This window comes from Thalassobius sp. MITS945101, assembly GCF_047123305.1.
Lineage (GTDB): Bacteria > Pseudomonadota > Alphaproteobacteria > Rhodobacterales > Rhodobacteraceae > Thalassobius.
This window is the reverse complement of record NZ_CP138918.1, coordinates 2,113,855-2,137,347: the sequence shown is the minus strand read 5'-3', so window position 1 is coordinate 2,137,347 and position 23,493 is coordinate 2,113,855. Positions and strand designations below refer to the sequence as shown.

The window sequence follows — 23,493 nt, the reverse complement described above, 5'->3', positions numbered from 1 at the left end:
TGTTACCCCTCCTCCTCGGTCACATCTGAATAGCGGACATAGGCAAAACTCTGTCCGTCCGGCGCCCAGCACGGGCTGTTCAAACAGCCCTGCCCGCCGTGAATACGTTGCAGAACCTGTGGCGCGCCGCCGTCTTGCGGCATCAGGCACAGGTCCACGTCGACACCAAAAGGATGTCCTTCGGTGTCTTTGTCATAGGCAAGGAAACACAGGTGTTTGCCATCCGGGCTGGGATGGGGGAACCAGTCGTCCTTGCTGCCTTCTGTCATTTGTTCGGGGTCTGATCCGTCAGCCCGCATCCGCCAAAGCGCCATTGCCCCTGCGCGGTTTGCGTTGAACCAGATCCATTGCCCATCCGGCGTCACATCGGGGCCGTCGTAATGGCCGGGGCCGGTGATCAGCACCTGTTCGTTGCCCTCCAAATCGGCGCGTGCAATGGCAAAGGCCCCGTCACGCACAGCCGCATAAACCATGTCGCGCCCGTCGGGCATCCAGGCGTGGAACCAGCTGGGCAGATCTTGCGTCACCCGGTGTGGACGTCCGCCTGCCGTGGGCATCAGATAGATGCAGGACTTGGGGGTCACCGCCTTGTCGCAGAACGCAATGAGGCTGCCATCGGGGCTGGGGGCGTGATCATTGTTGATCACGGTATGCTCAAAACTGTTGAGACGGATCAGTTCTGGCTGTTCCAGCGGCACGCGGTAGAGGCCACCGTCACAATTGACCAAAAGCGCCGTGCCATCCGGCATGAAATTCGGCGCCTCAATATGGCGGTCACTGACCAGCACGCTCCGCGCGCTGGCGCTGGCGACGTCCCAGATTTCCAGATGTGCTCGCATCACGTGCCCTCCGGTGCATAGCGGAAGCGGATGACATCTGCAGTGCAGCCCTGACCCGTTTGGTCAAAGGCACAGATCCCGACAAATGCGCCCGTGAAAGAGGCATGTTCACCCCTGCCTCCCTCATCCGAGATGATCGAGGCATCCAGTTTGGGCCCAATCGGCAACCAGTCGCCTGATTGGCGATAGTAAAACTGTTGCTGTGCATGATCGACGGCAACGGCCAGCTCCACCGGACCATCCGCAAGCGGGATCACCTCGCCTGGGAAGCTTAGCGCGCCATCCGGCCAATCGCCCGCGCAGGACTGGATCGACAGGCAACGCGTGCCGTTGTCATCGGCGGAGATCATCAGCGCATGGAATTTGTGACGGTTGTAGTAGGTCGTAAGCCCTGCCGCCTGTTGATAGGTCGTGGGCGCAAACGCCGCTATCGTAGTTTCTGCACGGTAGGCCGGATGCTCCTGCCGACGTGCCACCAGAGACTGCTCAAACCAGCTGCCAAGGCTTTCGCGACCGATCAGACGCAGGCCGTTGCCGGTGAGGGTGAAGATCCGCTCGGGATAAGGCGTGCGTAGCCATTGGAAATCGTCCGGCAGATCTTGGCCGGTGAACTCTGTCTCTCTTGCCACTACGGGACGCCGCTCCACTGGCTCTGGGGCCACTTCCGTCAACGCAGGGGCAATGTCGCCGCCACTGAGATAGAGCCAGTCGTCTGCGTACCATTCAACCTTGGCGATCCCAGTCTCACGCCCCATAGGGGAAAACCGCCCCGGCAAGGGGCGGGAACATAGGAAGGTGTGGTAAAACGCACCGTCTGGCGTATCGACGATCTGGCCATGCCCCACCCGTTGCAGCGGATTGTCGGGTGCGTCCTTGGCGGTCAACACATGCAGGTTGGGGTGCAGTTCATACGGCCCCCAGATGTCCCGCGCACGGGCCAGTGTGACGGTATGTTCATAGCCGGTGCCGCCCTCAGCCGTGGTCAGGTAGTAGTAGCCGTTGCGGGTAAAGATATGCGGCGCTTCGGTCAGGCCATGTGAGGACCCTGCGAAGACGTTTTTCACCGGGCCAATAAGCCCTTTCTCGGGATGCCATTCCTGCAACAGGATCCCGTCAAAAGCGGGGTGTTTTGGATGCCCGCCAACGGAATTGGACACATGGTTCCACTGCACGTTCATGAAGTACTTGCGGCCATCCGCATCGTGGAACAACGACGGGTCAAAGCCAGAGGAGTTTACATAGATCGGGTCTGACCACGGCCCCTCAATAACAGGGGCCGTGACGATGTAGTTATGGGCATCCTTGAAGTTGCCATCCAGCCGCTTCACATCCGTGTAGACCAGCCAGAACAGCCCGTCCGCATAACTGAGGCAGGGCGCCCAGATGCCGCCACTGTCGGGGTTGCCGCGCATGTCCAATTGCGCCGCGCGTGACAGCGGGCGGCAGGCCAGATCCCAATTCACCAGATCCTGAGACCGGTGGATTTGCACCCCCGGGTACCATTCGAAGGTCGAAGTGGCGATGAAGTAGTCATCGCCCACCCGACAGATCGAAGGGTCTGGATTAAAGCCTGGAAGAATGGGGTTCTGGATCATCTGGCTCAGCTGCCTGCGTGTTCGGAGGAGGCGGCCCAAAGGTTGATCGCAGCGTCTTTGGCATAGCGGTCAATCTCGGCCAGTTCATCCGCCGCAAAGGTTAGGTTTTCGACGGCCTTGGCGCAGTCCTCGATCTGGCTGGGACGGCTGGCCCCGATCAGGGCCGAGGTCACACGTGCGTCGCGCAACACCCAGGCCAGAGCCATCTGCGCCAATGTCTGACCGCGTGCTTCGGCGATGCTGTTCAAGCCCTGGATGTTGGCCAGCGTTTCCGCATTGATGAAGCCATCGAGCAGCGATTTGCCCTGTGTGGCGCGGCTGCCTTCGGGGATGCCTTTGAGGTATTTGCCCGTCAGCATGCCCTGCGCCAGCGGCGAGAACACGATAGAGCCCATACCGGTATCGCCCAGCGCGTCCAGCAGACCGTCCTCTTCGACCCAGCGGTTCAGCATGGAATAGCTGGGCTGGTGGATCAGGCAGGGGGTACCCAGATCCTTCAGGATCGTGGCCGCTTCGCGGGTGCGCTGCGCATTGTAGGATGAAATCCCCACATACAGCGCCCGCCCCGACCGCACGATATGGTCCAGCGCCATCATGGTTTCTTCCAGCGGTGTTTCGGGGTCAAACCGGTGTGAATAGAAGATATCCACATAGTCCAGCCCCATCCGTTTCAGCGACTGGTCACAAGAGGCGATCAGGTATTTGCGGCTGCCCCATTCGCCATAAGGCCCCGGCCACATGTCATAGCCCGCCTTGGAAGAGACAATGATCTCGTCCCGATAAGGGGCGAGATCGGTTTTCAGCAGGTCACCAAAGGCCAACTCGGCCGAGCCCGGTTCCGGCCCATAGTTGTTGGCAAGGTCAAAATGTGTGATCCCCAGGTCGAAGGCTTTGCGCACCATGTCCCGCTTCAACTGATGCGGAGTATCATCACCGAAATTGTGCCACAGCCCCAGCGATACCGCGGGCAATTTCAGCCCCGAGCGCCCGCAGCGGCGGTAGCTCATGGTGTCGTAACGGGTGTCGGTAGCCTTCCACACTGGGGTCGTCATCTTGGTCTTCTCCTTAAGCCATCAACGCCATGGCCGCGTCTGGGCCCAGCGCTTCGGGACGGTCACAGGAGGTGGTGATATCCACAAACTGCCCGTCCTCTCCTGAGGCGAGGATAGAGGTCATGACATCAACAACATGCAAGGCGAAATCGAGCGAACAACGGTGTGGACGGTCGGCAAGGATTGCCTGCGCCATATCCGCCAGCCCTGCCGCACGGTAGTTTGCATGCGGGCCGTCATTGGCCTTGTTGAACGGGTGATCCCATCCCGGAGCGGTCACAAATGCGCCCTTCTCGGTCATGCGTACCTCGCCGCCGAAGAAGTTCGGGTCCGGCACATGCAGGGTGCCTTCCTGACCGTAGAGTTCCATGTTGGAATGGCCGTGTTGCCAGACGTCCCAACTGGCGCAATAGGTCACCTGTGCGCCGCCTTCGAATTGCAGGATGGCGTGGATGGTAGTTGGCGTTTCCACTTTGATCTTCTCACCATGCCGCGGTTCGCTGGTGATGGTGCGGTATTCGCTGCCCGAAGACGACATCGCGACCACCCGTTTCACCGGCCCCAGCAGCTGCACCAGGTTCGAGACATAGTAAGGTCCCAGATCCAGGATCGGCCCCCCGCCGGGCTGGAAGAAGAAATCCGGGTTCGGGTGCCACATCTCCATCCCCGGGCTTTGCACAAAACAGGTGCCCGAGGTGACTTTCCCCACCGCGCCACTGTCGACCAGATGACGTGCCAACTGATGGCTGCCGCCCATGAAAGTATCCGGCGCGGAACCAACGCGCAGCCCCTTGGCCTCAGCAATCTTTTTCAGTTCCGCCCCTTCGGCCAGCGACAGCACAAAGGGCTTTTCCGAATAGACATGTTTGCCTGCCTCAAGGATCGACTTGGAGACCTCAAAATGTGCATTGGGCACGGTGAGGTTCACGATGATGTCGATGTCATCCGCAGCCAAAAGACCTTCGATAGTTTCTGCACGCAGACCAAATTCTTCGGCTCGCGCTTTGGCAGCCTCTGGGTTCATGTCGGCACAGGCCCGCATTTCGATCCCGTTGAACATGGGCGCCAGACGCATATAGGCGGCCGAGATGTTACCACAGCCGAGAACGCCAATTCCTAGTTTCTTACTCATTGTTTTCACTCACATTTGTCGGAGAGCTTCGATCGAACGGGTGGCAAAGCGCGTCGCGTCCGAAGGGTTGTCATGTTCCATCACGAAGAGGTCGACACCGGCCTGTTTCAGAGCGGTCATCAGCGCTGCCCAATCCACAGTGCCGTGGCCCACATCGGACCAACCGTCTTCATCTGCGCATTCGCCTGCGGGTGCGATATCTTTCACATGGGCGGCTGTGATGCGGTCTTTGTTGGCAGAAATCCACTCAAAGGGATCGGCGCCGCCACGAATGATCCAGGCAATATCCGCCTCCCAATCGATGTTGGGGGCCCCATCCAGGATGACCTGCATCGGCAAAGTGCCATCGTCACAGGCTACAAATTCGAAGTCATGGTTGTGCCAGCCAAAGGCAACGCCACCCGCGCGCATCCGCTCGCCAATGACTTCCAGTCGGGCGGCAAAGGCCGCCCAGCCTGCGGCGTCACTGGGGCGTTCGGATTCGTCCAGATAGGGGCAGTAGATCCGTGTGATGCCCAGCGCCTTTGCAATGTCCAGCGCCTTTTCCGGGTCGTTTTCCAGCATGTCGACCGAGAAGTGACCGGAGGGCATGCTCAGCCCATTTTGGTCCAGCAGGCTGCGGAAACCAGCCGCATCCTCAAAGTTGCCGCCGAAGCCTTCAACCTGTGTGTAGCCCAGATCTGCCAGCGTTTTGACCACACCCTCCCAGGGAGTCGCATTGCGCGCAGAGTAGAGTTGGAATGAAATATCCATTTTCATTGTCTTTCTGATGTTCTGATTTGACGAAGCGCGTTACAGACGCGCCTCGCTGGATTTGTCGAAAAGGTTGGCCAATGTGGCCGAGAAACCCAAGGCCAAATTGTCCCCCGGCGCGATGGCGGCCTGGCCGTCCATGCGCACCCAGATGGCTTGTTCCCCAGCCCGCACCCGTGCCAGCGTGTCCGAGCCCAAAGGCTCGACCAGCTCGACCACGGCCTGCATCTGGTTCTGTTCCTTCGCGGCCTCGGCGCCAACGGCGATATGTTCGGGCCGGATGCCGAGCCAGGCCTGCTGACCCTCTGTGACAGGGCCGGCGTAGTCATAGCCCGCCAGATCAAAATTGCCTGTGGCGGTGCTGAAGCTGCCGCCGGTCAGCGTGCCTTCGAAGAAGTTCATGGTTGGGGACCCGATAAACTCCGCCACATATTTGCAGGTGGGACGTGTGTAGATCTCGTTCGGGCTGGCCAGTTGCAGGATGTTACCGCCGCGCATGATGGCGATGCGGTCCGCGAGTGTCATGGCCTCAACCTGATCATGCGTCACATAGATCATCGTGTTGCCAAGGGTCTGGTGCAGCTGCTTGATTTCGACCCGCAGGTCGGCGCGCAGTTTGGCATCCAGGTTGGACAGCGGTTCGTCAAACAGGAACACATCCACGTCCCGCACCAAGGCTCGGCCAATGGCCACACGCTGACGCTGGCCGCCCGACAGGGCCGCAGGTTTACGTTTCAGCAGCGGTTCGATTTGCAGCGTTTTAGCGGCTTTGGCGATCTTTTCGGCAATCTGGGCCTTGGGCACCTTGGCGTTTTTCAAGCCAAAGGCCAGATTCCCCTCCACCGTCATCTGCGGGTACAGCGCATAGGACTGGAACACCATGCCGATGCCGCGCTCAGAAGGCTCCGCCCAGGTGACATTTTCGCCGCCGATGTGGATCTGACCGTCGGTCACATCCAGCAGCCCCGCAATACAGTTAAGCAACGTCGACTTGCCACAGCCCGAAGACCCCAGCAGCACCAAAAATTCGCCCTGACCCACGGTGACGTTCAGGTTCTTCAGCACCTCCACCGCGCCGAAAGACAGGCACAGGTCCTTGATCTCGATACTGGGGGTGGCGCTGGCATTGGCGGCCATGGCCGTGGCGGTGGTCTGCATCAGTTGCTGATCCAGCTCCGCCGAAATGACTGAAGTGTTTCCCATGACTTACCCTTTCACCGCCCCTGCCGCGATCCCGCGCACAAAGAGCTTGCCCGACACGAAGTAGATGACCAGAGGCACCAGCCCCGTCAGCAGCGTCGCGGCCATGTTGACGTTGTATTCTTTGACCCCCTGCACCGAGTTCACGATGTTGTTCAGCTGAACTGTCATCGGATAGGTGTCGGGCTTTGTGTAGATCACCCCAAAGAGGAAATCGTTCCAGATGCCAGTGACTTGCAGGATGATCGCGACCACAAAAATCGGCAGCGACATCGGCAGCATGATGCGGAAATAGATGCCCCAGAAACCGGCCCCATCCACACGCGCAGCCTTGAACAGCTCATCCGGCAAAGAGGTGAAGTAGTTGCGGAACAGCAGGGTCAGGATCGGCATGCCAAAGATCGAATGCACAATCACCAGACCCCAAAGGGATCCCATCAGACGGAAATCCGTGCCAGTGACCGCCGAGATCCCCTGCCCCATTTCGCGCAGCAGGATCACGATCGGATAGATCATCACCTGATACGGAATGAAGGCGCCAAAGATCAGGATGGTGAAAAACACCTCGGAGCCTTTGAACTTCCAGTTGGCCAGCGCATAGCCGTTCACCGAAGAGATCGCGATCGACACAATGACCGATGGGATCAGGATGTTGACCGAGTTAAAGAACCCCCGGCTCAGCCCGTCGCAGTTGATGCCGGTGCAGGCTTCGGACCAGGCTTTGACCCAAGGCTCAAAGGTGATCTCGACCGGCGGCGAAAACACGTTGCCCAACCGAATTTCAGGCATCCCTTTCAGCGAGGTGACCACCATCACATAGAGAGGCAGCAGGTAGTAGACCGAGGCCACGAACAACACGCTGTAGAGCATGATATTGCTCGGGGTGAAGCGGCGGCGGGGTTTGGGTCCGCGTGGACCGATGAGGTTTGTGTGGGTGGCATCAGTCACGGCGCTTGCCTCCGAATTCGAGATAGGCCCAGGGGATCAGTACAACGAGCACTGAGACGAGCATCATGGTAGAGGCAGCAAAACCCTGTCCGAGGTTCTGCGACTGGAACATTTTTTCAATGACGTATTTTGCAGGCACTTCTGAGGCGATTCCGGGTCCGCCAGAGGTCTGCGCGACCACCAGATCGTAGACCTTGATGATCCCTGCCGCGATCAGCACCAGCGCAGTGACAAAGATCGGGCGCATCATCGGGATGATGATGAAGATATAGGTTTTCCATGCGGGAATGCCTTCGACACGGCTGGCCTTCCAGATGTCCTGATCGATCCCACGCAACCCTGCCAGCAGGATCACCATGATGAAGCCCGAGCCCTGCCAGATGCCTGCAATCAGAATGCCGTAGATCACGATCTGGGCATTGTTCAACGGGTCAAAGGTGAAGTTTTCCCAACCCCAGCCACGCACTATTTTCTGAATGCCGAATTGTGGGTTCAGGATCCATTGCCAGACCAGACCGGTCACAATGAAGCTCAGCGCAAACGGGTAAAGAAAGATCGAGCGGAAAATCGCTTCGCCGCGGATCTTGCGGTCCAACAGCGCTGCCAGTGTAAAGCCGATCACAAGGCTCAGTACCAGCGAACAGATGCCATAAATCGCAAGGTTCTCAATCGACACCAGCCAACGGCGGGTGCTCCAGAGCCGTTCATATTGGTCGAGGCCGACCCATTTGTCCGGTGCGGGCAAAAGCCGCGATTTGGTAAATGAATGATAAATCGTCCAGACCGTACAGCCGATAAACACCACCAATGCGGTGAGGATCATCGGGATCGACGCAATCTTGGCCGATAGGTTTTTGGTTAGGCGGTTGGGTCTCTTGGCTGCGGTACGCTCCGCCACCGGCCCGACGCCTTCGGTTACTGCCATTGTCTTGGTCCCCTGCCAGCTGCAACCGGTCCTGCCGGTCAGCCTTCAGCTTGTTTCCCGCAAATTTTGGGAAACCCCCTTCAAATTCAGTCTTTGCTCTGTGGTCGGGCCCACACCGGGAGAGGCGGGCCCGACCCTCAGCTCAGGTCAGATCAATCCGCATCCGCGATGATCTCGGCGTAGCGCGCCTGCGCATCTGCTGCCGAATAGGACGGATCATTCCAGAACTCGACCATCAGGTCCTCGATCTGGCCGGTGGTGTCCGGCGAGAAGGTCTGGTTGCCATCTGGCAGGATCGCACCCGAAGCGAGGATCTCCAGACCCTTCTTCATGCAGTCGTTGGCCGCGGTCAGATCCACGTCGCCGCGCACTGGCAGGGAGCCTTTTTTCAGGTTGAAGTTCACCTGCACTTCGGGGCTCAGCAGCAGCGCAGCCATTTCTTTCTGTGCCGCTTCAATGCCCGCATCATCCTGTTTGGGGAAGTAGAAGGCGTCGCCACCGGTCGAGATGATTTCATTCACGCCCAGACCCGGCAGACAGGTGTAATCTTCACCCGCAGTCTGTTCTGCAACGGCAAATTCGCCCTGCGCCCAGTCGCCCATGATCTGCGCTCCGGCCTGCCCGGTGATCACCAAATTGGTGGCCTGGTTCCAGTCCTGCACGTTGGAGTTGGCAGCAAAGGAACGCGCGTTGGCAGCGGCTTCGAACACTTTGGCGTAGGTTTCGCCACCGGCCACGTCAGCATTCTTGTTGATGTTCACTTCGCTCCAGGCGTCGATGCCGGCAATGGCGATCGCCATCACACCAAAGGCACCGTTGCTCTGCCAGGGCTGCTGGCCCATGGCCAACGGGATTTTGCCAGCGCTCTCCAGCGCGGGTGCTGCGGCAACATATTCGTCCCAGCTGGTCGGCACGTCGACTCCAGCGTCGCTGAAGGCCTTGTGGCTAAGCCAGATCCACTGCCAGGAGTGGATGTTGACCGGCGCGCAATAGACGCGACCGTCCACGGTGCAGCTTTCCAGCAGCGACGGCGGGTTCACGATATCGGCCCAGCCCTCGGCTTCGGCAACATCGGTGAGGTCCAGCAGCAGACCGGCTTCGATCAGCTCTTCGGCCTGACGCCCGTGGTTCAGCTGGGTGGCGTGCATCGGGTCACCGCCAAGGATACGGCTGATGATGATCGGACGTGCAGTACCGCCGGAACCGGCGATGGCACCGTCGACCCAGTTGTGATCGGTCTTGTCGTTGAAGGCCTTGGCGAACTCGGCCACCGCTGCGGCCTCCCCACCAGAGGTCCACCAATGGGTCACTTCCAGATCAGCTGCAGAAACGGCGGTTGCGGCACAAAGCGCCGTTGTGCCCGCCAGAGCATTGCGAATGAATTTCATCTTTTTCCTCCCTGTGGGGCCTCTCCACTGACCCCTATTTGCCGAAGGGCGATCCGCGTGCCGGACCTCCCCGCGATTATGTAATCGATTACATTGCCAATTCAGATCAGGCCGTGTAATCGATTACACAGATCGTTTGCGATAACAGCTCACTTGTCAACCCAGCTGTGAAAATGGCAAAACATGCCCCAGGATCGGAGCCGGACCATGAACCAGAAACCCGCAACTATTCAGGACGTTGCTCGCGCCGCTGGGGTGTCCACCGCGACCGTCAGCAGGGCCCTCTCAGCACCAGAACGGGTGTCTGAAAAGACCCGCGAACAGGTGGCTGAGGCGATTCGGACCACTGGATATCGCCTGAACAAAGCGGCCCGCAACCTGCGCAAACAGCAAGCTGGTGCGGTGCTGGTGCTGGCCCCCAATCTGGGCAACCCGTTCTTTTCGCAGATCCTCGCAGGGATTTCTGCACGCTTTGCTGACAGTGACTATTCCGTGCTGGTCGCTGACACTTCACTGCCCGAGCAAGAAGGCAAAAGGCTGGTGGACTATTTCCTCGACAGTCGCATCGACGGAATGATTTCGCTGGATGGCGGGCTGACCCCGGACCAGATCGCTGATTTTGAACAAAATGGGGTGGCCGACCGGATCGTCTTTGCCTGTGAATGGGTGCAGGACGCGCCCTACCCTTCGGTGCGTTCCGACAACGGACATGGGGCACGGTTGGCAATCCGCCATCTCTACGATCTGGGCCATCGCAAAATCGCCCATGTGACCGGCCCCAAGGGCAACGTCTTGACCCGCGCCCGCCGTGAAGCGGTGCTGGCCGAACGTCAGGCGCTCGGCCTGCCGATGCAGGAAGACTGGATCATCCGCGGCGACTTCTCGCTTGAATCCGGTGAGGCCGCCGCCAGCCAGATCGCGGCAATGCCCGACCGCCCAACGGCAGTGTTCTGTGCCTCCGATATGGTGGCGATCGGCCTGGTTTCAGGGCTGCGCAAAGTTGGTTTGCAAGTGCCCGAAGACATCTCGGTCGTGGGGTTTGACGATGTGGAAATGGCAGGGTTTGCCGCGCCGCCGCTGACCACAATCCGTCAGGACCGCCGCCAGTTGGGCACCCGCGCCGCCGAACGGTTGCTTCATCGCTTGAAGGGCAAACCGGTTGATGCCTGTCCGCAGATCGAACTGGTCGATATCGAGCTGGTCACCCGCGCCAGCACCGCCGCGCCCGCCAAAGCAACACTAGAACAGGCCTGAGGGTCACGCAGGCAGTGCTTCCGGATTGCGCAGCGCCGTTTTCAGCACCTTGCCATAATTGTTCTTGGGCATCGCCCTAAGCGCCACATAGTGTTTTGGCCGTTTGAAACGCGCAATGTTTTCCAGGCACAATCGATCCAGACCAGCCTCATCCAGAACGGCCCCGTCTTCCAGCACCACACAGGCGGCAACCTCTTCGCCCCAATCATCATGTGGCCAGCCAACCACCGCAACTTCTGCCACATCAGGATGGTTCAGCAGCACTTCTTCCACTTCACGCGGATAGATATTGGAGCCGCCCGAGATGATCATATCCTTGGACCGGTCGTGCAACGTCAGGAAACCGTCCGGATCCAGCGCCCCCATATCGCCGGTCCACAGCCAGCCATCCCGGATTGTTTGCGCCGTGGCATCAGGGTTGTTCCAGTATCCCGCCATAACCGCAGGCCCGCTCACAACAATCTCTCCAACCTCACCCACAGGCAGGTCACCTCCCGCCGCGTCCACCACCCGCACACGGCTGACCTCTTGCTGGTAGCCAACGCCAGCCAAGCGTTCACGCCAGCGTGGGTGACTGCGATCTGAAACCAGATGGCGCGGCAACGCCGTGATCGCCATCGGACATTCCCCTTGCCCGTAAATCTGGGCAAACCGGTCGCCAAGCACCTCCACTGCCTCGACAATATCGGCGAAATACATCGGCCCGCCGGCATAGACCAGCAGGTCCAGCCCTTCGCCGCTTTCGCCCTTGGCTTTCGCCACATCCACCATCCGCCGCACCATCGTTGTGGCCGCAAACATGGAGACATTGCGGTGATCCCGCGCCAGATCAAAGATCTCGGCAGGTTCGAAACCGCCGCTGTCAGGGCAAATGTGCCGCGCCCCGGCGATCACAAACATGAAGTTGTAGATACCTGCCCCGTGGCTCATCGGCGCGGCGTAAAGCGCCGCATCCGCAGCCGTATGGCGCGCCACATCGCTGGTATAGCCAGAAACCATTGCCGCCATATTCTGCGCGGTGATCATTACGCCCTTGGGCAGGCCCGTGGTGCCGGAGGTGTAAAACAGCCAAAGCATCTGGTCCCGCTCCATCGGGGCCGGTGTGGGCAAAGGCGTTGCGCGATAGAGCGCCAGATATTCAGCCTCTCCGGCAATCAGAACCGATTGGACACCCGTGGGGAGGTGCCCGTCCAGCACTGTAGCGGTGTCTGGGCAGGCAAAAACATGCGAGACGCCCGCGTTTTCCAGATTATAGGCGACCTCCTTGCCATGCAGTTTGGCATTAATCGGCACCGCCGCCGCACCAGCCCACCAGATGCCATACAGCGCTTCCAAGTATTCTGTGCGGTTTTTCATGAACACCGCGATGCGATCGCCAGCCCGAACACCTTTGGCCCGCAGCCCGCCCGCAATCGCCGCCGCGCGTAGGGCAAATGTTGCATAGTCGGCCTGCAAAACCGTGCCACGATAAAGCGCCGGATTGTCGGGTGTGATCTGCGCGGTGCGGCGCAGCCATTCGGCTGGGTTCATGTCTTATCCTCCACTTGCCACGCATCAGAACAGCGGGCGGGGGCAGAGGCAATGGGGCTGACGCAGCGTTAAACCAGCGGTGCGGTCAGGCGAAAAGGCGCGGACGATAGCCCAATGTGGCCGACAGATCAGCAGCCGTTTCCCGCACCACCTCGCGCAGCGCCTCGACCTTCTCGGCCGCACGGGCGCGGGGGGCGGCGATACAGACCACAGCCGTCAGGGCGCAATCAGCGTCATACACTGGCGCGGCAAACCCTGCGGCATCCGAGGTATTCACCCCGTCAGTCTGGGCCAACCCCGAATGTTTAACCTTTGTCACGATCTCTTCCACCGCCAAGCGGTCCGTTGGTGTACGCGTGGTCAATGCCTCCAGCTCAACCGCTGCATAGTAGCTGTCCCGCGCGGCTTCGGACAGATGGGCCAGAACAACCTGTCCAGCAGCGGAACAATACAGTCCGCGACGGCTGGCCAAAGGCACAGAAAACCGGATCGGCTGAGCGGTTTCCACCTGATCTACATAGGTCACGCTCACCCCATCTGCATCCGGTTGCGCCAGCAGCACCGTTTCGCCGCAGTCCAGCATCGCTTGTTGCAGATAGGGCCGTGCGATCTGGCGCAGGGAACGGCCGGTCAGGATGGTTGAGGCCAGCCGATAGGCCTCGCCCCCCAGCGAATAAAGCGTGCCTTCGCGGCTGAGAAACCCCTGTTCGGTCAACGCCTTCAAGGTGGAGGACAGCGAACTTTTCGGCACTTCTAGCGCTGCAGACAGAACCGACAAGGTCAGCCCGTTGGGCGCATCCGCCAGCAGGCGCAACAGGGCAAAGGCGCGGGGCAGAACCATCGGGCCTTCACTGCGGGTGGCAGGGGTCTGGGTCACGGGGGCTCTCCTCAATGGACGTGAGGCGCGCTCTCTAGTCGCAGCCGCCCCTAGGTGCAATGCAGAAGTGTCAGATCCCACAACAGAAAACCGCCGCACCCCAGGGTGGGATGCGGCGGCGTCGGCAATGGTCAAGCGACCTCAGCCTTGCAATGCTTCGATCCGGTTGTGCCGCAGCGACGACCAGAGCGCCAAACCAATAAACGCCGCGCCGATCAGACCGGTGATGACCTCAGGAATGTGAAACAGGGTCTGCACATACATGATGATCGACAGGGACAGGATCGCATAGAAGGCGCCGTGTTCCAGGTAGCGCAGCTCGGCCAGGGTTTGTTTCTCGACCAGCATGATGGTCAGGGCCCGCACATAAAAGGCCCCGATCCCCAGACCGATGGCAATCAGAAACAGGTTCTGCGTCAGTGCAAAGGCCCCGATCACCCCGTCAAAGCTGAAGGAGGCGTCCAACACCTCAAGGTACATAAAGGCACCAAAGCCCCCTGTTGCGGCGGTTGAGGTTGCCTTGGATTCATTGTCGAGGAAGTGGCTGGCAAACTCGACCACCAGAAAAGTCAGCAAGCCGCAGACAGCGGCAAACAGGAACTCCGCCCCCTGCGCTGCGGGCAGGATCAGGGTGAACGCCACGGCAATGCCCAGCACCAAGGCAATTTCCAGTCCCCGGATCGATGCACAGGCCCGCAGTTTGCCTTCCAGCGCGCGGATCCAATCAACCTCCTTGCCTTCATCCACAAAGTAGGTCAGCGCCACCATCATCAGGAACGAGCCGCCAAAGGCTGCAATGGGCAGGTGGGCGTCCCCTATGATGCGAGCATATTCGTCCGGATCCGAAGCCGCCAAGACAATCGCAGAGATCGGGCCGATCTTGGCGGCAATCACCACGATCAGCAGCGGGAACACGATGCGCATTCCGAATACGGCTATGACAATGCCCCATGTTAAAAACCGGCGTTGCCACTCGGGCCGCATGGTTTTCAGCTTGTGCGCATTGACCACCGCGTTGTCAAAGGACAGCGAAATTTCCAGCACCGCAAGGATCGCGCCGGTCAGGAGGAACCCCAATGCCCCGCCAAAGGTCTGGGTGTAATGCCAGCCCAGCCAGAACGACAGAACAAGGCCGATGAAGGTGAAGAAGAACGGCCAGGCAAAGTAGCGCAGCATCAGGTTTCCTTTGTCTTATCGTCGCGTTGGCTCACTGCCCCTTGGCAATGATCTCGAGGGTGTCCGCCGCATGTTGCGCAGCATCGATCAGCACCTGTTTCGGGGTTTCAAACCACTCATCGGGATGCAGTTCACGCGCGTCCCGCACATGGGCGATGGCTTCGGCCAGGGTTGGGAAACGGTCTGGCTGATCCTTGTGCAGGAACAATGCCACCAAGGCAACAGAACGGCTGCGCCCACCACGGCAATGGACCAGAATATTGCCGCGCTCCCGCACCGGATAAGAGGCTTTCTGCGGCAAGGTCTGGGTCAAGGCGCTTTGCAGGATGAAATAGCCCCCCAGCAGCATATCGCGGGGATTGCCGTCCCCATCAACGAGGCCGATCTTGTAGCTGCGCACCGGCCCGCTGCCCGCTGCCCGTTTGCCCGTTTCTTCGGGGTGTTTGGGGTCGGTCACATAGTTGATGTCAAGGTTCACCGCACAGTTTACCACCGTTGTGATCCCCAGATCGGCCAATTGCGCCACATCGCGCGCACCTTCGGTGCCGCCGATATAGAGCTTAACCTGTTCCGGCCCGACGCTGTCTGCGATCAGGCTCAGCGCGGGGCGATCAATAAAGGGGGCATTCTTGGTCATTGGGTGTCCTCTGTTGGGGATGACGCCATACAGTGTGCAAATTTTGCACAGCCGTGCATAGCTGTTTCTTTCGGGCCGCCTGCTGCAAGTAATACAGGTGTGGCCCCATGTGAAATAAGAGAAATTTCTCGGTGTTCCTTAACGCGTTCATGATTGCTCAAGGGGGTAAACTGCGTTACCGTCAGCCGCAGATTGGACCGTTCCTTGAGTGAATTTGAACAGGCTGCACAGGCGTGCACACTCTGTTCCAAACCTTTTGAAACCGTTGGGGACCCATTATGGCAGACAAGCAGGGCAAATACTTTGTCAGCGCGCAGCAGGTCGCGAATCTGGCGGGCGTGTCGCGTTCGGCGGTATCGCGCACCTTCACCGAAGGCGCGTCGGTGTCCAAAGCCACGCGCGACAAGGTGATGGCAGCCGCCAATGAGCTTGGTTACCACGTCAACCATCTGGCCCGCGGATTGATCCGGGAAAATAGCAATATTGTCTGTATCGTTGCCGCCGATATGGCGACCCCGTATCAATCCAAATTTATCGAGATGCTGACCGCCTGTCTGCAAGCCGCCCGCAAAGTGGTCATGATCGTAAATGCTTCGGGGGAAAGTGGCGTCAACGCTGCCCTGCGCCAGACGCTTTACTACCGCGCGGATGCTTCGGTTGTGCTGTCGGGTCAGCCGGAGCAGTCGTTGATCGAAACCTGTGTGAAAAGCGGCCAGCGGGTGATTGTGGCCAACCGGGACCAGACCGTTGACGGCACCGAAAACCTTGTGGTGTCGAACCGCGCCTGTGCGCGCGACGCCTTCCATATGCTGCACCGTGTGGGCTGCCAGTCCGTAGCCGTGGTGACCTCTGAGATTGGCACCCCCAGTCTGATGGCGCGGGAAGAGGCTTTTGTGGCCGAGGCCGCGGCACATGGCGTCGAGGTAACCGTAACGCGGTCGGGATCGACCTCTTACCAGTCGGGTGCCGAAATTGCGCGCCGCCTCTACAGCAGCGCCCAACGCCCCGACGGGGCGTTCTGCATCACCGACCTTCTGGCCTGTGGCTTTATGGACGTTGCAAGAAACGATTTTGGCATCTCCATTCCGGATGAACTTTGTGTTGTTGGCTTTGACGATATCGAACAGGCGGGGTGGAGCTCTTACAACCTGACAACCTTCCGCCAGCCGCTGGATGAGATCACCGACCATATTGTTGCCCTGATAGACCAGGACGAAGAGGCTGAGGGGGGTGTTACCGAGGTTACACCAACCCGCTTTATTGCCCATCCCGTCTGGCGCGGCTCCGTGCGTCCCCGCTGAGGCGCATCACCCAGGCATTTTTTCCTGTTTGATCCCGCTGGCCCCTGTCAGCAGCGGGGCAATGCCCGGCGCGGCGGCCAGAACGCTGCCCCCTTCTGTCAGATCCCCGGTAAGAGCGGTGCCGCCAACAACCCCGCCTGCCTCAGCCACCAGCAGCTGTCCGGCCAGACAGTCCCAGGGGTTCATATGCATTTCAGCGTAGCCATCAGACCGCCCGTCCGCCACATAGGCCAACGCCAGCGCACCAGAGGAAGCTCTCCTTACGTTCACCCCGGCGTCGAGCAGAACCGCAAGGATCTGCAGATATTCCGCATTGCCCCGCCTGTTTGACCAGCCAAGCTCCAAAGTTGCATGTTCGGCCTTATCGGTTGGCGCCACCTGCAGCCGCTGGCCATTGCGTGTCGCCCCTTGGCCCGCCTTTGCCAGATACAGCTCATCCGTGGAGGGCGCATAGATCGCTCCAAACAGCACCCGCCCCGCCTGCACAAAGGCAATTGCAATGCAGTAATGCGGCACCCCACGTGCAAAGTTGGCCGTGCCATCAATCGGATCCACAATCCATAGCGCCTCGCCTTCAACCTGCCCTGTTTCTTCGCCAAAGAACCCATCTTCGGGGTAGGTCTCGGCCAGCTTGGCCCGGATGTATTTCTCAACAGCCAGATCGGTTTCGGTCAGGAAATCCTGCGGCCCTTTTGTCATCACAGAACTATGGGCCTGTTTTTCAAACCCTTGGCGCGCCAGCTCACCCGCATCGCGGATAAGACCGGCGCAAAACGCCATCCGCGCAGAGACAGCATCCAGTTCGGGCTGGGGGACCGGAGTTACGTTCATGTCTTGGTCACTTTTCTGATACGGCCCACGCGGGGCCAAAGGTCATTTCACGATTTGCGCGCCCGTGCGATCGCATCCCAACGGGCAATGAGTTTCGGATAGTCGGCGCCCTTGCCAAGCGCGACATAAGCAGGGTGTTCATGAGCCGGCTCAGTTGCCACCCCTTCGCCGTAAGCCACCGGGTGATAAGAGCCACCCGCCTGTCGTAGGATGAAAATGGCAGCGGTCACATCCCAAGGGTTGATGCCAAACCCGGCCGCACCGTCCGCCCAGCCTGCCGCCACATGGGCCAGTCCCAGCGCCGCGCTGCCATTGCGCCGCACCGAAGAAAAGGCTTCCACCAGATCCCCAAAGGTCTCGAGTGCTGCTGCCCGCCCATCCGCACGGAAATCCCGTTCCGCCGGATAGCTGGAAATCAACGTCGCGTATTTTGCCTCTGCTGCCGCGTTGGACTGCATGGGGGTGTTGTTCAGATAGGCTCCGTTCAGATCGGCGCTGAACAGGTTGCCGCCCATCACATCAAGGATCACACCGGCCACGATTTGCTCTGCAATCACCGCCCCGATGGAGACACACCAGTTTGGCAACCCCCGGGCAAAGTTGGCTGTGCCGTCAATTGGATCGACATACCAGCGGATCGCCCCCTGCCCGCGACTGCCGCCTTCCTCTCCAACAACCTCGCTGTTGGGCACAGCTGCCAGCAATTGGGCCACGATGATTTCTTCGGCAGCCTTGTCGTGTTGCGTGACGATGTCACGCAGGTCCTTTTTGAAATCCACGGCCATTTCCGACCGGAACGCGGTGCGCAGCGGCATTTCCACGGCGCGTGCCGCATCAATTGCCACGCCGCGCAAACGGGCGCTGAGCACAGCATCATCCTGCAAGGTTTCGGAGCGGACGGCGGTCATTGTCAGTCCTTCGCGGGGGAATCTAAGAATTCAGAGGGTGCGAGACGGGCAGCACACTGCCCGTCTCCGTCGTTTGGCGTTGATCAGCGCTTGTAGTGGATGCGCCAGAAATCCTGCCAGTCCTGGCGCAGATCAAAGTCATCCATGCCTGTGGCCGCGATATGCGGGGTCAGGTTGTCGACATGTGCCGCTGCGTTCGAGATGTCTTTCGGGTTCGCCGGCACCGCGCCGTTGCCCGACAGCTTCCCGTCCGAGGTCATCGGCATCACACCTTCGGCGGTCATCATGTAGTGCAGGAACAGCTTGGCCGCGTTGGGGCTGTCGGTGCCGTCCGAGATCAGGCCGTAGCCCGGCTTGGCAAACCCCATCGAGGGCTGGATGCCTTCACAAGGCGCCATTGCCAGACCTTCGGGGCTGACGTCGCGATACTTGGCCGAGGCCACCAGACCAAAGAACGGCTTGTCCTGACCACGGGTGCCAATCGCTTCGGCCGCCCCAGAGGAGCTGTCGGTCAGCAGAGGCGCGTTGGCGGCGATCATCTGTACCCAGGTTTTGGTTGCGCTTTGACCGCTGGTGACCAGCGCCTTGCCGAAGTACGCCTCATAGGCTGCCGCCATCTTGTCGTCGCCGTGCATTTCCATCTGGTTAAACCAGTCAATGAAGGACGGTTTGTTCAGCGGGTCTTCCATTGTCACACGACGGGCCCATTCTTCGCCGGTCAACTCCCAGATGTTGGACACCGGGCAGGCGCCGCCATCTTCGTTGTTGTAGGTCCACATTGACGGGTCACGCCAGACCACCAGCGGGTCCTTGCTGTCATCACGAATATCACCCGCCATATCCGGCGGGGTCCAGCTGGCCACGATGCCCGAAGGCAGCAGCTGCGCCAGTGCAGCGCCCGCATCGGAAGAAATCACCACATCGCCGACGATGTTGCGGGCTTGGGCTTCCCGTACCACCAGTTCGATCTGGGCCGCGCCCTTCACTTTGGTGCCGGTGGCCTCAATGCCGTAAAGCTCGGTGAAGGCTGCCGCGGCCTTTTTGATCTTGCCGGTGCTGGCGTAGATCGTGATGCCCGGCTCGGCCTTAGCCGCCTCGATCAGAGCGTCCAGATTGAACTCTTCCGCTTGGGCTGCGCCAACCATTGCACCCAATGCGGCGCCAGCCAGACAGCTGTTTTTCAAAATACTTTTGGTCATCTTCTTCATTTTCTTCTCCTCCACGTTGGTGATCCGGAGGCGGTTAACCCGCCTCTCGGACGTCTTGTTTGGCGCTGGCCTCCTCTGCTAGCGGCTGCAACCGCACGCCCTTGCCGTCAAAACTGTGCATCGCACCAGGGGCGAGGCTGTAGACACCCTTGTCCCCTGCGTTCAGCACTGGCGGCTGGTTGGTGGTTGCAAAGAGCTGGTTGCCGTTATCCTCCATCTCGACAATCCAGCTGCCACCCGTCGGCAGCACCGCGGTCACGACCATGGGACGCTGGAAATCGCTGTCCGACACGGCCGCAGGCGAGGCTGCGATCTGAATGTTCTCGGGACGCAGCCCGACCGAGGCAATTTCGGCCCCGTCGGCATAATCGCCCTGCAAATGCGCCCGCAGCGCCTGCCGCAGACCGGCATCACCGCCGTCATGCATTTCAATTATGTTGATCGGCGGGCTACCGACAAACTCGGCCACAAACCGGTTGGCGGGGCGATCATAAATGTCCTCCGGCGTGCCGACCTGTTGCAACGTGCCCTGGTTCATCACCGCGATCTGGGTCGCCAATGTCATCGCTTCCCACTGATCGTGGGTCACAAAGACAATGGTGGTGCCAAAGGCGCTGTGAATACGCTTCAGCTCGGCCCGCATTTCCAGACGCAGACGGGCATCAAGGTTCGACAGCGGCTCATCCAGCAGCAGCACTTCGGGGTTCACCGCCAGCATCCGCGCCAGAGCCACCCGCTGTTGCTGACCGCCTGACAGTTGCGAAGGGTAGCGATCGCGATACTGCTCGATCCCCAGCGTTTTCATCACGTGGTTCACGCGCTCTTCCCGCTCGGCTTTCGGCACCTTGCGCAGGCGCAGACCGAAATCCGTGTTGCGTTCGATCGTCAGATGCGGCCACAGGGCGTAAGACTGAAACACCAGCCCCATGCCACGTTTTTCCGGCGGCACAAACACGCCGTCATTGGCGCTGTCGACCAGACGCTCCCCCACCTGAATGGCGCCTTCGGACAGGTTTTCCAGCCCAGCAATCATCCGCAGTGTTGTGGTTTTCCCGCAGCCCGAAGGGCCCAAGAGGCACATGAACTCGCCATCGCCAATTTCGAGATTCAGGTCATCCACCGCCTTCACGGGGCTGCTCTTGTCATATTGTTTATCGACCGAAGTCAGCTTGATCGTCGGCATCGGTTATCCCCCCAATCCGTCAGCGAGGTTGGTTTTTGTGAGTTTCTGCGCCGCCAGCGTGCCGAAGTAGGCTATGGCCGAGATGATCAGCACAATCGCGTTGGCGGCCTGTGTGTAGTTGTAATCCAAGAGACGCAGCGAGAAGGTCGTCAGCACATCCGTGCCCGGCACCGCAAGGATCACAAAGAGGCTGAGGCCCCGGATCCCCGAGATGAAGGGCAGCAGCACACCGGCCACCAAAGCCCCCTTCTGGATCGGAATGACCACGGTGATCAGGCGGCGGAACCAACCGGCACCCGCCACCTGCGCGGCTTCCTCAGGGTCTTTCCCCAGCTGCATCATGGCCGAGATCCCGGCGCGGCTGGCATAGGGCATCTGGTCTGCCATCAAGGCAAGGATCAGAATAGCTGCCGTGCCGTAAAGCGCCGGGATCGGGCCGCGCGGGACCGCAAAGAGCGACAGGTAAGCGGCAGCAAAGGCGATTCCCGGCACCAGGTAAGGGAAGAACGTCACCTGACGCAGGAAGCTGCCGACCGGTCGCACAGGCGAGCGCACCACAACGTAGCCGACCAACAGCCCCATGATGCCCGAACAGATCGAGGCAAAACCCACAATGCGCAGGGTGTTCCACATGGCGTTCCAGAGGTCGGAAGTATAAAGAATGCCGGTCGTATAGGCGACCGTATCAAGGTTTTCGCCGATCCAGTAATCCAGCGTGAAGTTGTCCCAGGCAAAGACCCCCGGCACGTTCATCACGGTCGATGCCATCAGCACGAACAGCGGCAGACCAACACTCAGGAAGAAGATGATCGCAGCAACGGCCGTGGCCGGCAAGCGATAGATCCCAAGGCTGGTTTTCCGGTTCATAGAACCTTTACCACCAACAGTGACGAACTTGCGGCTTTCGCGCACCAGACGGGCGTCAATCAGCAGGGAAACCACACCGATCAACAGGATCGCCATCGCAATCACCGCCGCCACACCGGGCTGGCGTGAACTGATCGACCGATAAAGAGAGGTCGCCAGCACGTCGTAATCCACTGGCAGGCCCAGCACATAAGACACGCCGAACTCGCCCAGACATTTGGCAAAGATCAACACGGTGGCCGACATCAGCGCCGGCAGCATCAGTGGCAGAATGATCTGGCGCGCCACAGTACCGGGTTTCGCGCCCAGGATACGGGCCGAGTCTTCCAGTTGGCTGTCAAAGCGACGCAATGCGTTGCCAAACAGCAGAATTACGAAGGGCGTGTAGTGCAGCGCCAGAATGACCGTGATCGGCACCTGACCATAGGCCAGCCAATCCGGTGGCGTGTAGCCCATCGACTCCAGCCAGCCGGGCTGACCACCCACTTCACGGTTCTTGAACAGGGTCCGCCATGCCAAGGCAAAGGTCCAGCTGGGCAGCATGTAGGGCACGATCAGCGCAGTGGCGAACCAGCGCCGTGCAAACATATCGGTCCGGGCGAGAAGCCAGGCCAGCAGACAGCCGATGCTGAGCGACAGGGTGATTGCGCCCGCCGAAACCGACAGGGTGTGCGACAGCGGCTCCCAGAACAGATCGCTGGCCACCGGCGAAAACAAAGCGCGATTGAAGTAGTAGGTGGTGAGGTCTCCCATCTGACCACCGGCCCGGCGTCCATCGCCAAACTGGATTTCAATCGAGTCGTAGAGCAACGAAATAATCGGCACCACAATCAGATAGGCAAACAACACGGTCAGCAAAACGCCGATCAGTGCAGTCGGCTCTCTCCAACCAATGCGAAGCCGATACTTCAACCGCTGCAGACGGGGCGCATCGCCCCCTTTCAGCATCTCCGGATTACTCATGTCAGCGTGCCCTCATTCCGGCAACGCAGCGCGCGTCCTCCCACGACGTGCTCCTCCTGTCTTATTCAGTCCTCGGGACCAGCAAGAGCCGTGCCGCCTCCCCGACGGCGCCGCTCTTTGGCTTGCCCCTAGCCTGCGGCAAGAGCCCCTTCGATGTCAACGCAATTTTGCACAGCTGTGCAATTTCACAAAAACTGCAAAATATCAACAATTTGGCGCAAATTCCACCAACCCTTACGCACTCAATGACCAGAAAACCCAATTACCCATGCACAGCATTGCAATCAGAATCTGCAAACGCCCCGTTTTCGCGTGACACAGCATCAGGATCGCGAGCAGGACGTCAAAAGCACCCACATAAATTCGGGGCGCCTTTACGAAATCCCCTTCGGGCGCGGCTCGCCTTTGGGTATGGTCACCCGAAAGAGTGGGCCACCAGATGACACTGGGTGAAACGCCGCCCGACAACCCCGTGATTTTAGAGAGGTAAAAAATGAGCACATTTGACGAGGATCTGTTCCTAAAAGGTCTGGAACAGCGCAAGGGCACTCTGGGTGCTGAATATGTCGAGAAAAACCTCGCCGCAGCGGACGACTTCAGCCGCCCGTTTCAGGAAGCGATGACAGCCTGGTGCTGGGGGTTTGGCTGGGGCGATGATGTGATCGAGCCCAAAACCCGATCGATGATGAACCTCGCCATGATCGGCGCCTTAGGCAAGATGCACGAATGGGAAATTCACTGCCGTGGCGCGCTGAACAACGGTGTCAGCAAGGAAGAGATTCGCGCCATCATTCATGTGGTTGGCATCTACTGCGGTGTGCCGCAGTCGCTGGAATGTTTCCGTGTGGCCCGCAAAGTGCTGGAAGAGATGGGCGAACTGTGACCTGAAGCCGAGGGCACCACCCGCAAGAGGCCTGCGGGTGGTG

At 59.7% G+C, this 23,493-nt stretch carries 21 protein-coding genes; 3 read left to right on the top strand and 18 right to left on the bottom strand.

The window, feature by feature from the left end; genetic code table 11:
* Positions 1-2 precede the first annotated feature (2 nt).
* From SIC14_RS10755 to SIC14_RS10715, 9 genes are all read right to left on the bottom strand, one after another.
* Positions 3-839, bottom strand: a complete 837-nt coding sequence (locus SIC14_RS10755; protein ID WP_412561932.1) for a TolB family protein — start codon at positions 837-839, stop codon at positions 3-5.
* Positions 839-2,434, bottom strand: a complete 1,596-nt coding sequence (locus tag SIC14_RS10750; protein WP_412561931.1) for a glycoside hydrolase family 43 protein — start codon at positions 2,432-2,434, stop codon at positions 839-841. Before SIC14_RS10750 ends, SIC14_RS10755 begins: the two co-directional genes overlap by 1 nt.
* 5 nt (positions 2,435-2,439) lie before the next feature.
* Positions 2,440-3,486 carry an L-glyceraldehyde 3-phosphate reductase gene (mgrA, locus tag SIC14_RS10745; protein ID WP_412561930.1) on the bottom strand — a complete coding sequence of 349 codons (1,047 nt, stop codon included), beginning with the start codon at positions 3,484-3,486 and terminating at the stop codon, positions 2,440-2,442.
* Between the two features lie 13 nt (positions 3,487-3,499).
* Entirely contained in the window at positions 3,500-4,618 is a 1,119-nt protein-coding gene (locus SIC14_RS10740) for a Gfo/Idh/MocA family protein (RefSeq protein WP_412561929.1), read from the bottom strand.
* A gap of 9 nt (positions 4,619-4,627) precedes the next feature.
* A complete protein-coding gene (locus SIC14_RS10735) occupies positions 4,628-5,371 on the bottom strand; it encodes a sugar phosphate isomerase/epimerase family protein (protein ID WP_412561928.1) in 744 nt (247 codons plus the stop codon).
* A gap of 39 nt (positions 5,372-5,410) precedes the next feature.
* Positions 5,411-6,508: an ABC transporter ATP-binding protein gene (locus SIC14_RS10730; protein WP_412565856.1), complete on the bottom strand. Its 1,098-nt coding sequence runs from the start codon at positions 6,506-6,508 to the stop codon at positions 5,411-5,413.
* A 69-nt stretch (positions 6,509-6,577) separates the two neighbouring features.
* On the bottom strand, positions 6,578-7,519 hold the full coding sequence (locus tag SIC14_RS10725; protein ID WP_412561927.1) for a carbohydrate ABC transporter permease: 942 nt from the start codon (positions 7,517-7,519) through the stop codon (positions 6,578-6,580).
* The gene (locus tag SIC14_RS10720; protein ID WP_412561926.1) at positions 7,512-8,444 is read right to left on the bottom strand and encodes a carbohydrate ABC transporter permease; all 933 of its coding nucleotides are present in this window, start codon (positions 8,442-8,444) and stop codon (positions 7,512-7,514) included. The genes SIC14_RS10725 and SIC14_RS10720 overlap by 8 nt, the downstream gene beginning before the upstream one ends.
* 152 nt (positions 8,445-8,596) lie before the next feature.
* Positions 8,597-9,832, bottom strand: coding sequence for an ABC transporter substrate-binding protein (locus SIC14_RS10715; protein WP_412561925.1), 1,236 nt, complete (start codon positions 9,830-9,832; stop codon positions 8,597-8,599).
* Positions 9,833-10,039: 207 nt separating this feature from the next.
* On the opposite strand from SIC14_RS10715, the gene SIC14_RS10710 reads away from it, so the two are divergent.
* Entirely contained in the window at positions 10,040-11,086 is a 1,047-nt protein-coding gene (locus SIC14_RS10710; RefSeq protein ID WP_412565801.1) for a LacI family DNA-binding transcriptional regulator, read from the top strand.
* 3 nt (positions 11,087-11,089) lie between these two features.
* Here the strand turns inward: SIC14_RS10710 and SIC14_RS10705 are convergent, their stop codons facing one another.
* The 4 genes from SIC14_RS10705 to SIC14_RS10690 form a co-directional block, all read right to left on the bottom strand.
* A complete protein-coding gene (locus SIC14_RS10705; protein WP_412565800.1) occupies positions 11,090-12,616 on the bottom strand; it encodes a class I adenylate-forming enzyme family protein in 1,527 nt (508 codons plus the stop codon).
* Between the two features lie 85 nt (positions 12,617-12,701).
* Complete coding sequence (locus SIC14_RS10700) at positions 12,702-13,493, bottom strand: IclR family transcriptional regulator (RefSeq protein ID WP_412565799.1); 792 nt, start codon at positions 13,491-13,493, stop codon at positions 12,702-12,704.
* A 141-nt stretch (positions 13,494-13,634) separates the two neighbouring features.
* The gene (locus tag SIC14_RS10695) at positions 13,635-14,669 is read right to left on the bottom strand and encodes a DUF475 domain-containing protein (RefSeq protein ID WP_412565798.1); all 1,035 of its coding nucleotides are present in this window, start codon (positions 14,667-14,669) and stop codon (positions 13,635-13,637) included.
* Positions 14,670-14,700: 31 nt separating this feature from the next.
* Positions 14,701-15,306 (bottom strand): dual specificity protein phosphatase family protein, encoded by a 606-nt coding sequence (locus tag SIC14_RS10690; protein WP_412565797.1) that lies wholly within the window; start codon positions 15,304-15,306, stop codon positions 14,701-14,703.
* Positions 15,307-15,584: 278 nt separating this feature from the next.
* Here SIC14_RS10690 and SIC14_RS10685 point away from each other — a divergent pair, with 278 nt between their 5' ends.
* A complete protein-coding gene (locus SIC14_RS10685) occupies positions 15,585-16,607 on the top strand; it encodes a substrate-binding domain-containing protein (protein WP_412565796.1) in 1,023 nt (340 codons plus the stop codon).
* Between the two features lie 6 nt (positions 16,608-16,613).
* Here SIC14_RS10685 and SIC14_RS10680 read toward each other — a convergent pair whose 3' ends face one another.
* From SIC14_RS10680 to SIC14_RS10660, 5 genes are all read right to left on the bottom strand, one after another.
* A complete protein-coding gene (locus SIC14_RS10680) occupies positions 16,614-17,438 on the bottom strand; it encodes an inositol monophosphatase family protein (protein ID WP_412565795.1) in 825 nt (274 codons plus the stop codon).
* A gap of 47 nt (positions 17,439-17,485) precedes the next feature.
* Positions 17,486-18,346, bottom strand: coding sequence for an inositol monophosphatase family protein (locus tag SIC14_RS10675; RefSeq protein ID WP_412565794.1), 861 nt, complete (start codon positions 18,344-18,346; stop codon positions 17,486-17,488).
* Between the two features lie 83 nt (positions 18,347-18,429).
* Complete coding sequence (locus tag SIC14_RS10670; protein WP_412565793.1) at positions 18,430-19,554, bottom strand: ABC transporter substrate-binding protein; 1,125 nt, start codon at positions 19,552-19,554, stop codon at positions 18,430-18,432.
* A gap of 34 nt (positions 19,555-19,588) precedes the next feature.
* Positions 19,589-20,737, bottom strand: a complete 1,149-nt coding sequence (locus tag SIC14_RS10665) for an ABC transporter ATP-binding protein (protein WP_412565792.1) — start codon at positions 20,735-20,737, stop codon at positions 19,589-19,591.
* A 3-nt stretch (positions 20,738-20,740) separates the two neighbouring features.
* Positions 20,741-22,567, bottom strand: coding sequence for an ABC transporter permease (locus SIC14_RS10660; RefSeq protein WP_412565791.1), 1,827 nt, complete (start codon positions 22,565-22,567; stop codon positions 20,741-20,743).
* Between the two features lie 493 nt (positions 22,568-23,060).
* On the opposite strand from SIC14_RS10660, the gene SIC14_RS10655 reads away from it, so the two are divergent.
* A complete protein-coding gene (locus tag SIC14_RS10655; protein WP_412565790.1) occupies positions 23,061-23,450 on the top strand; it encodes a carboxymuconolactone decarboxylase family protein in 390 nt (129 codons plus the stop codon).
* Positions 23,451-23,493 lie beyond the last annotated feature (43 nt).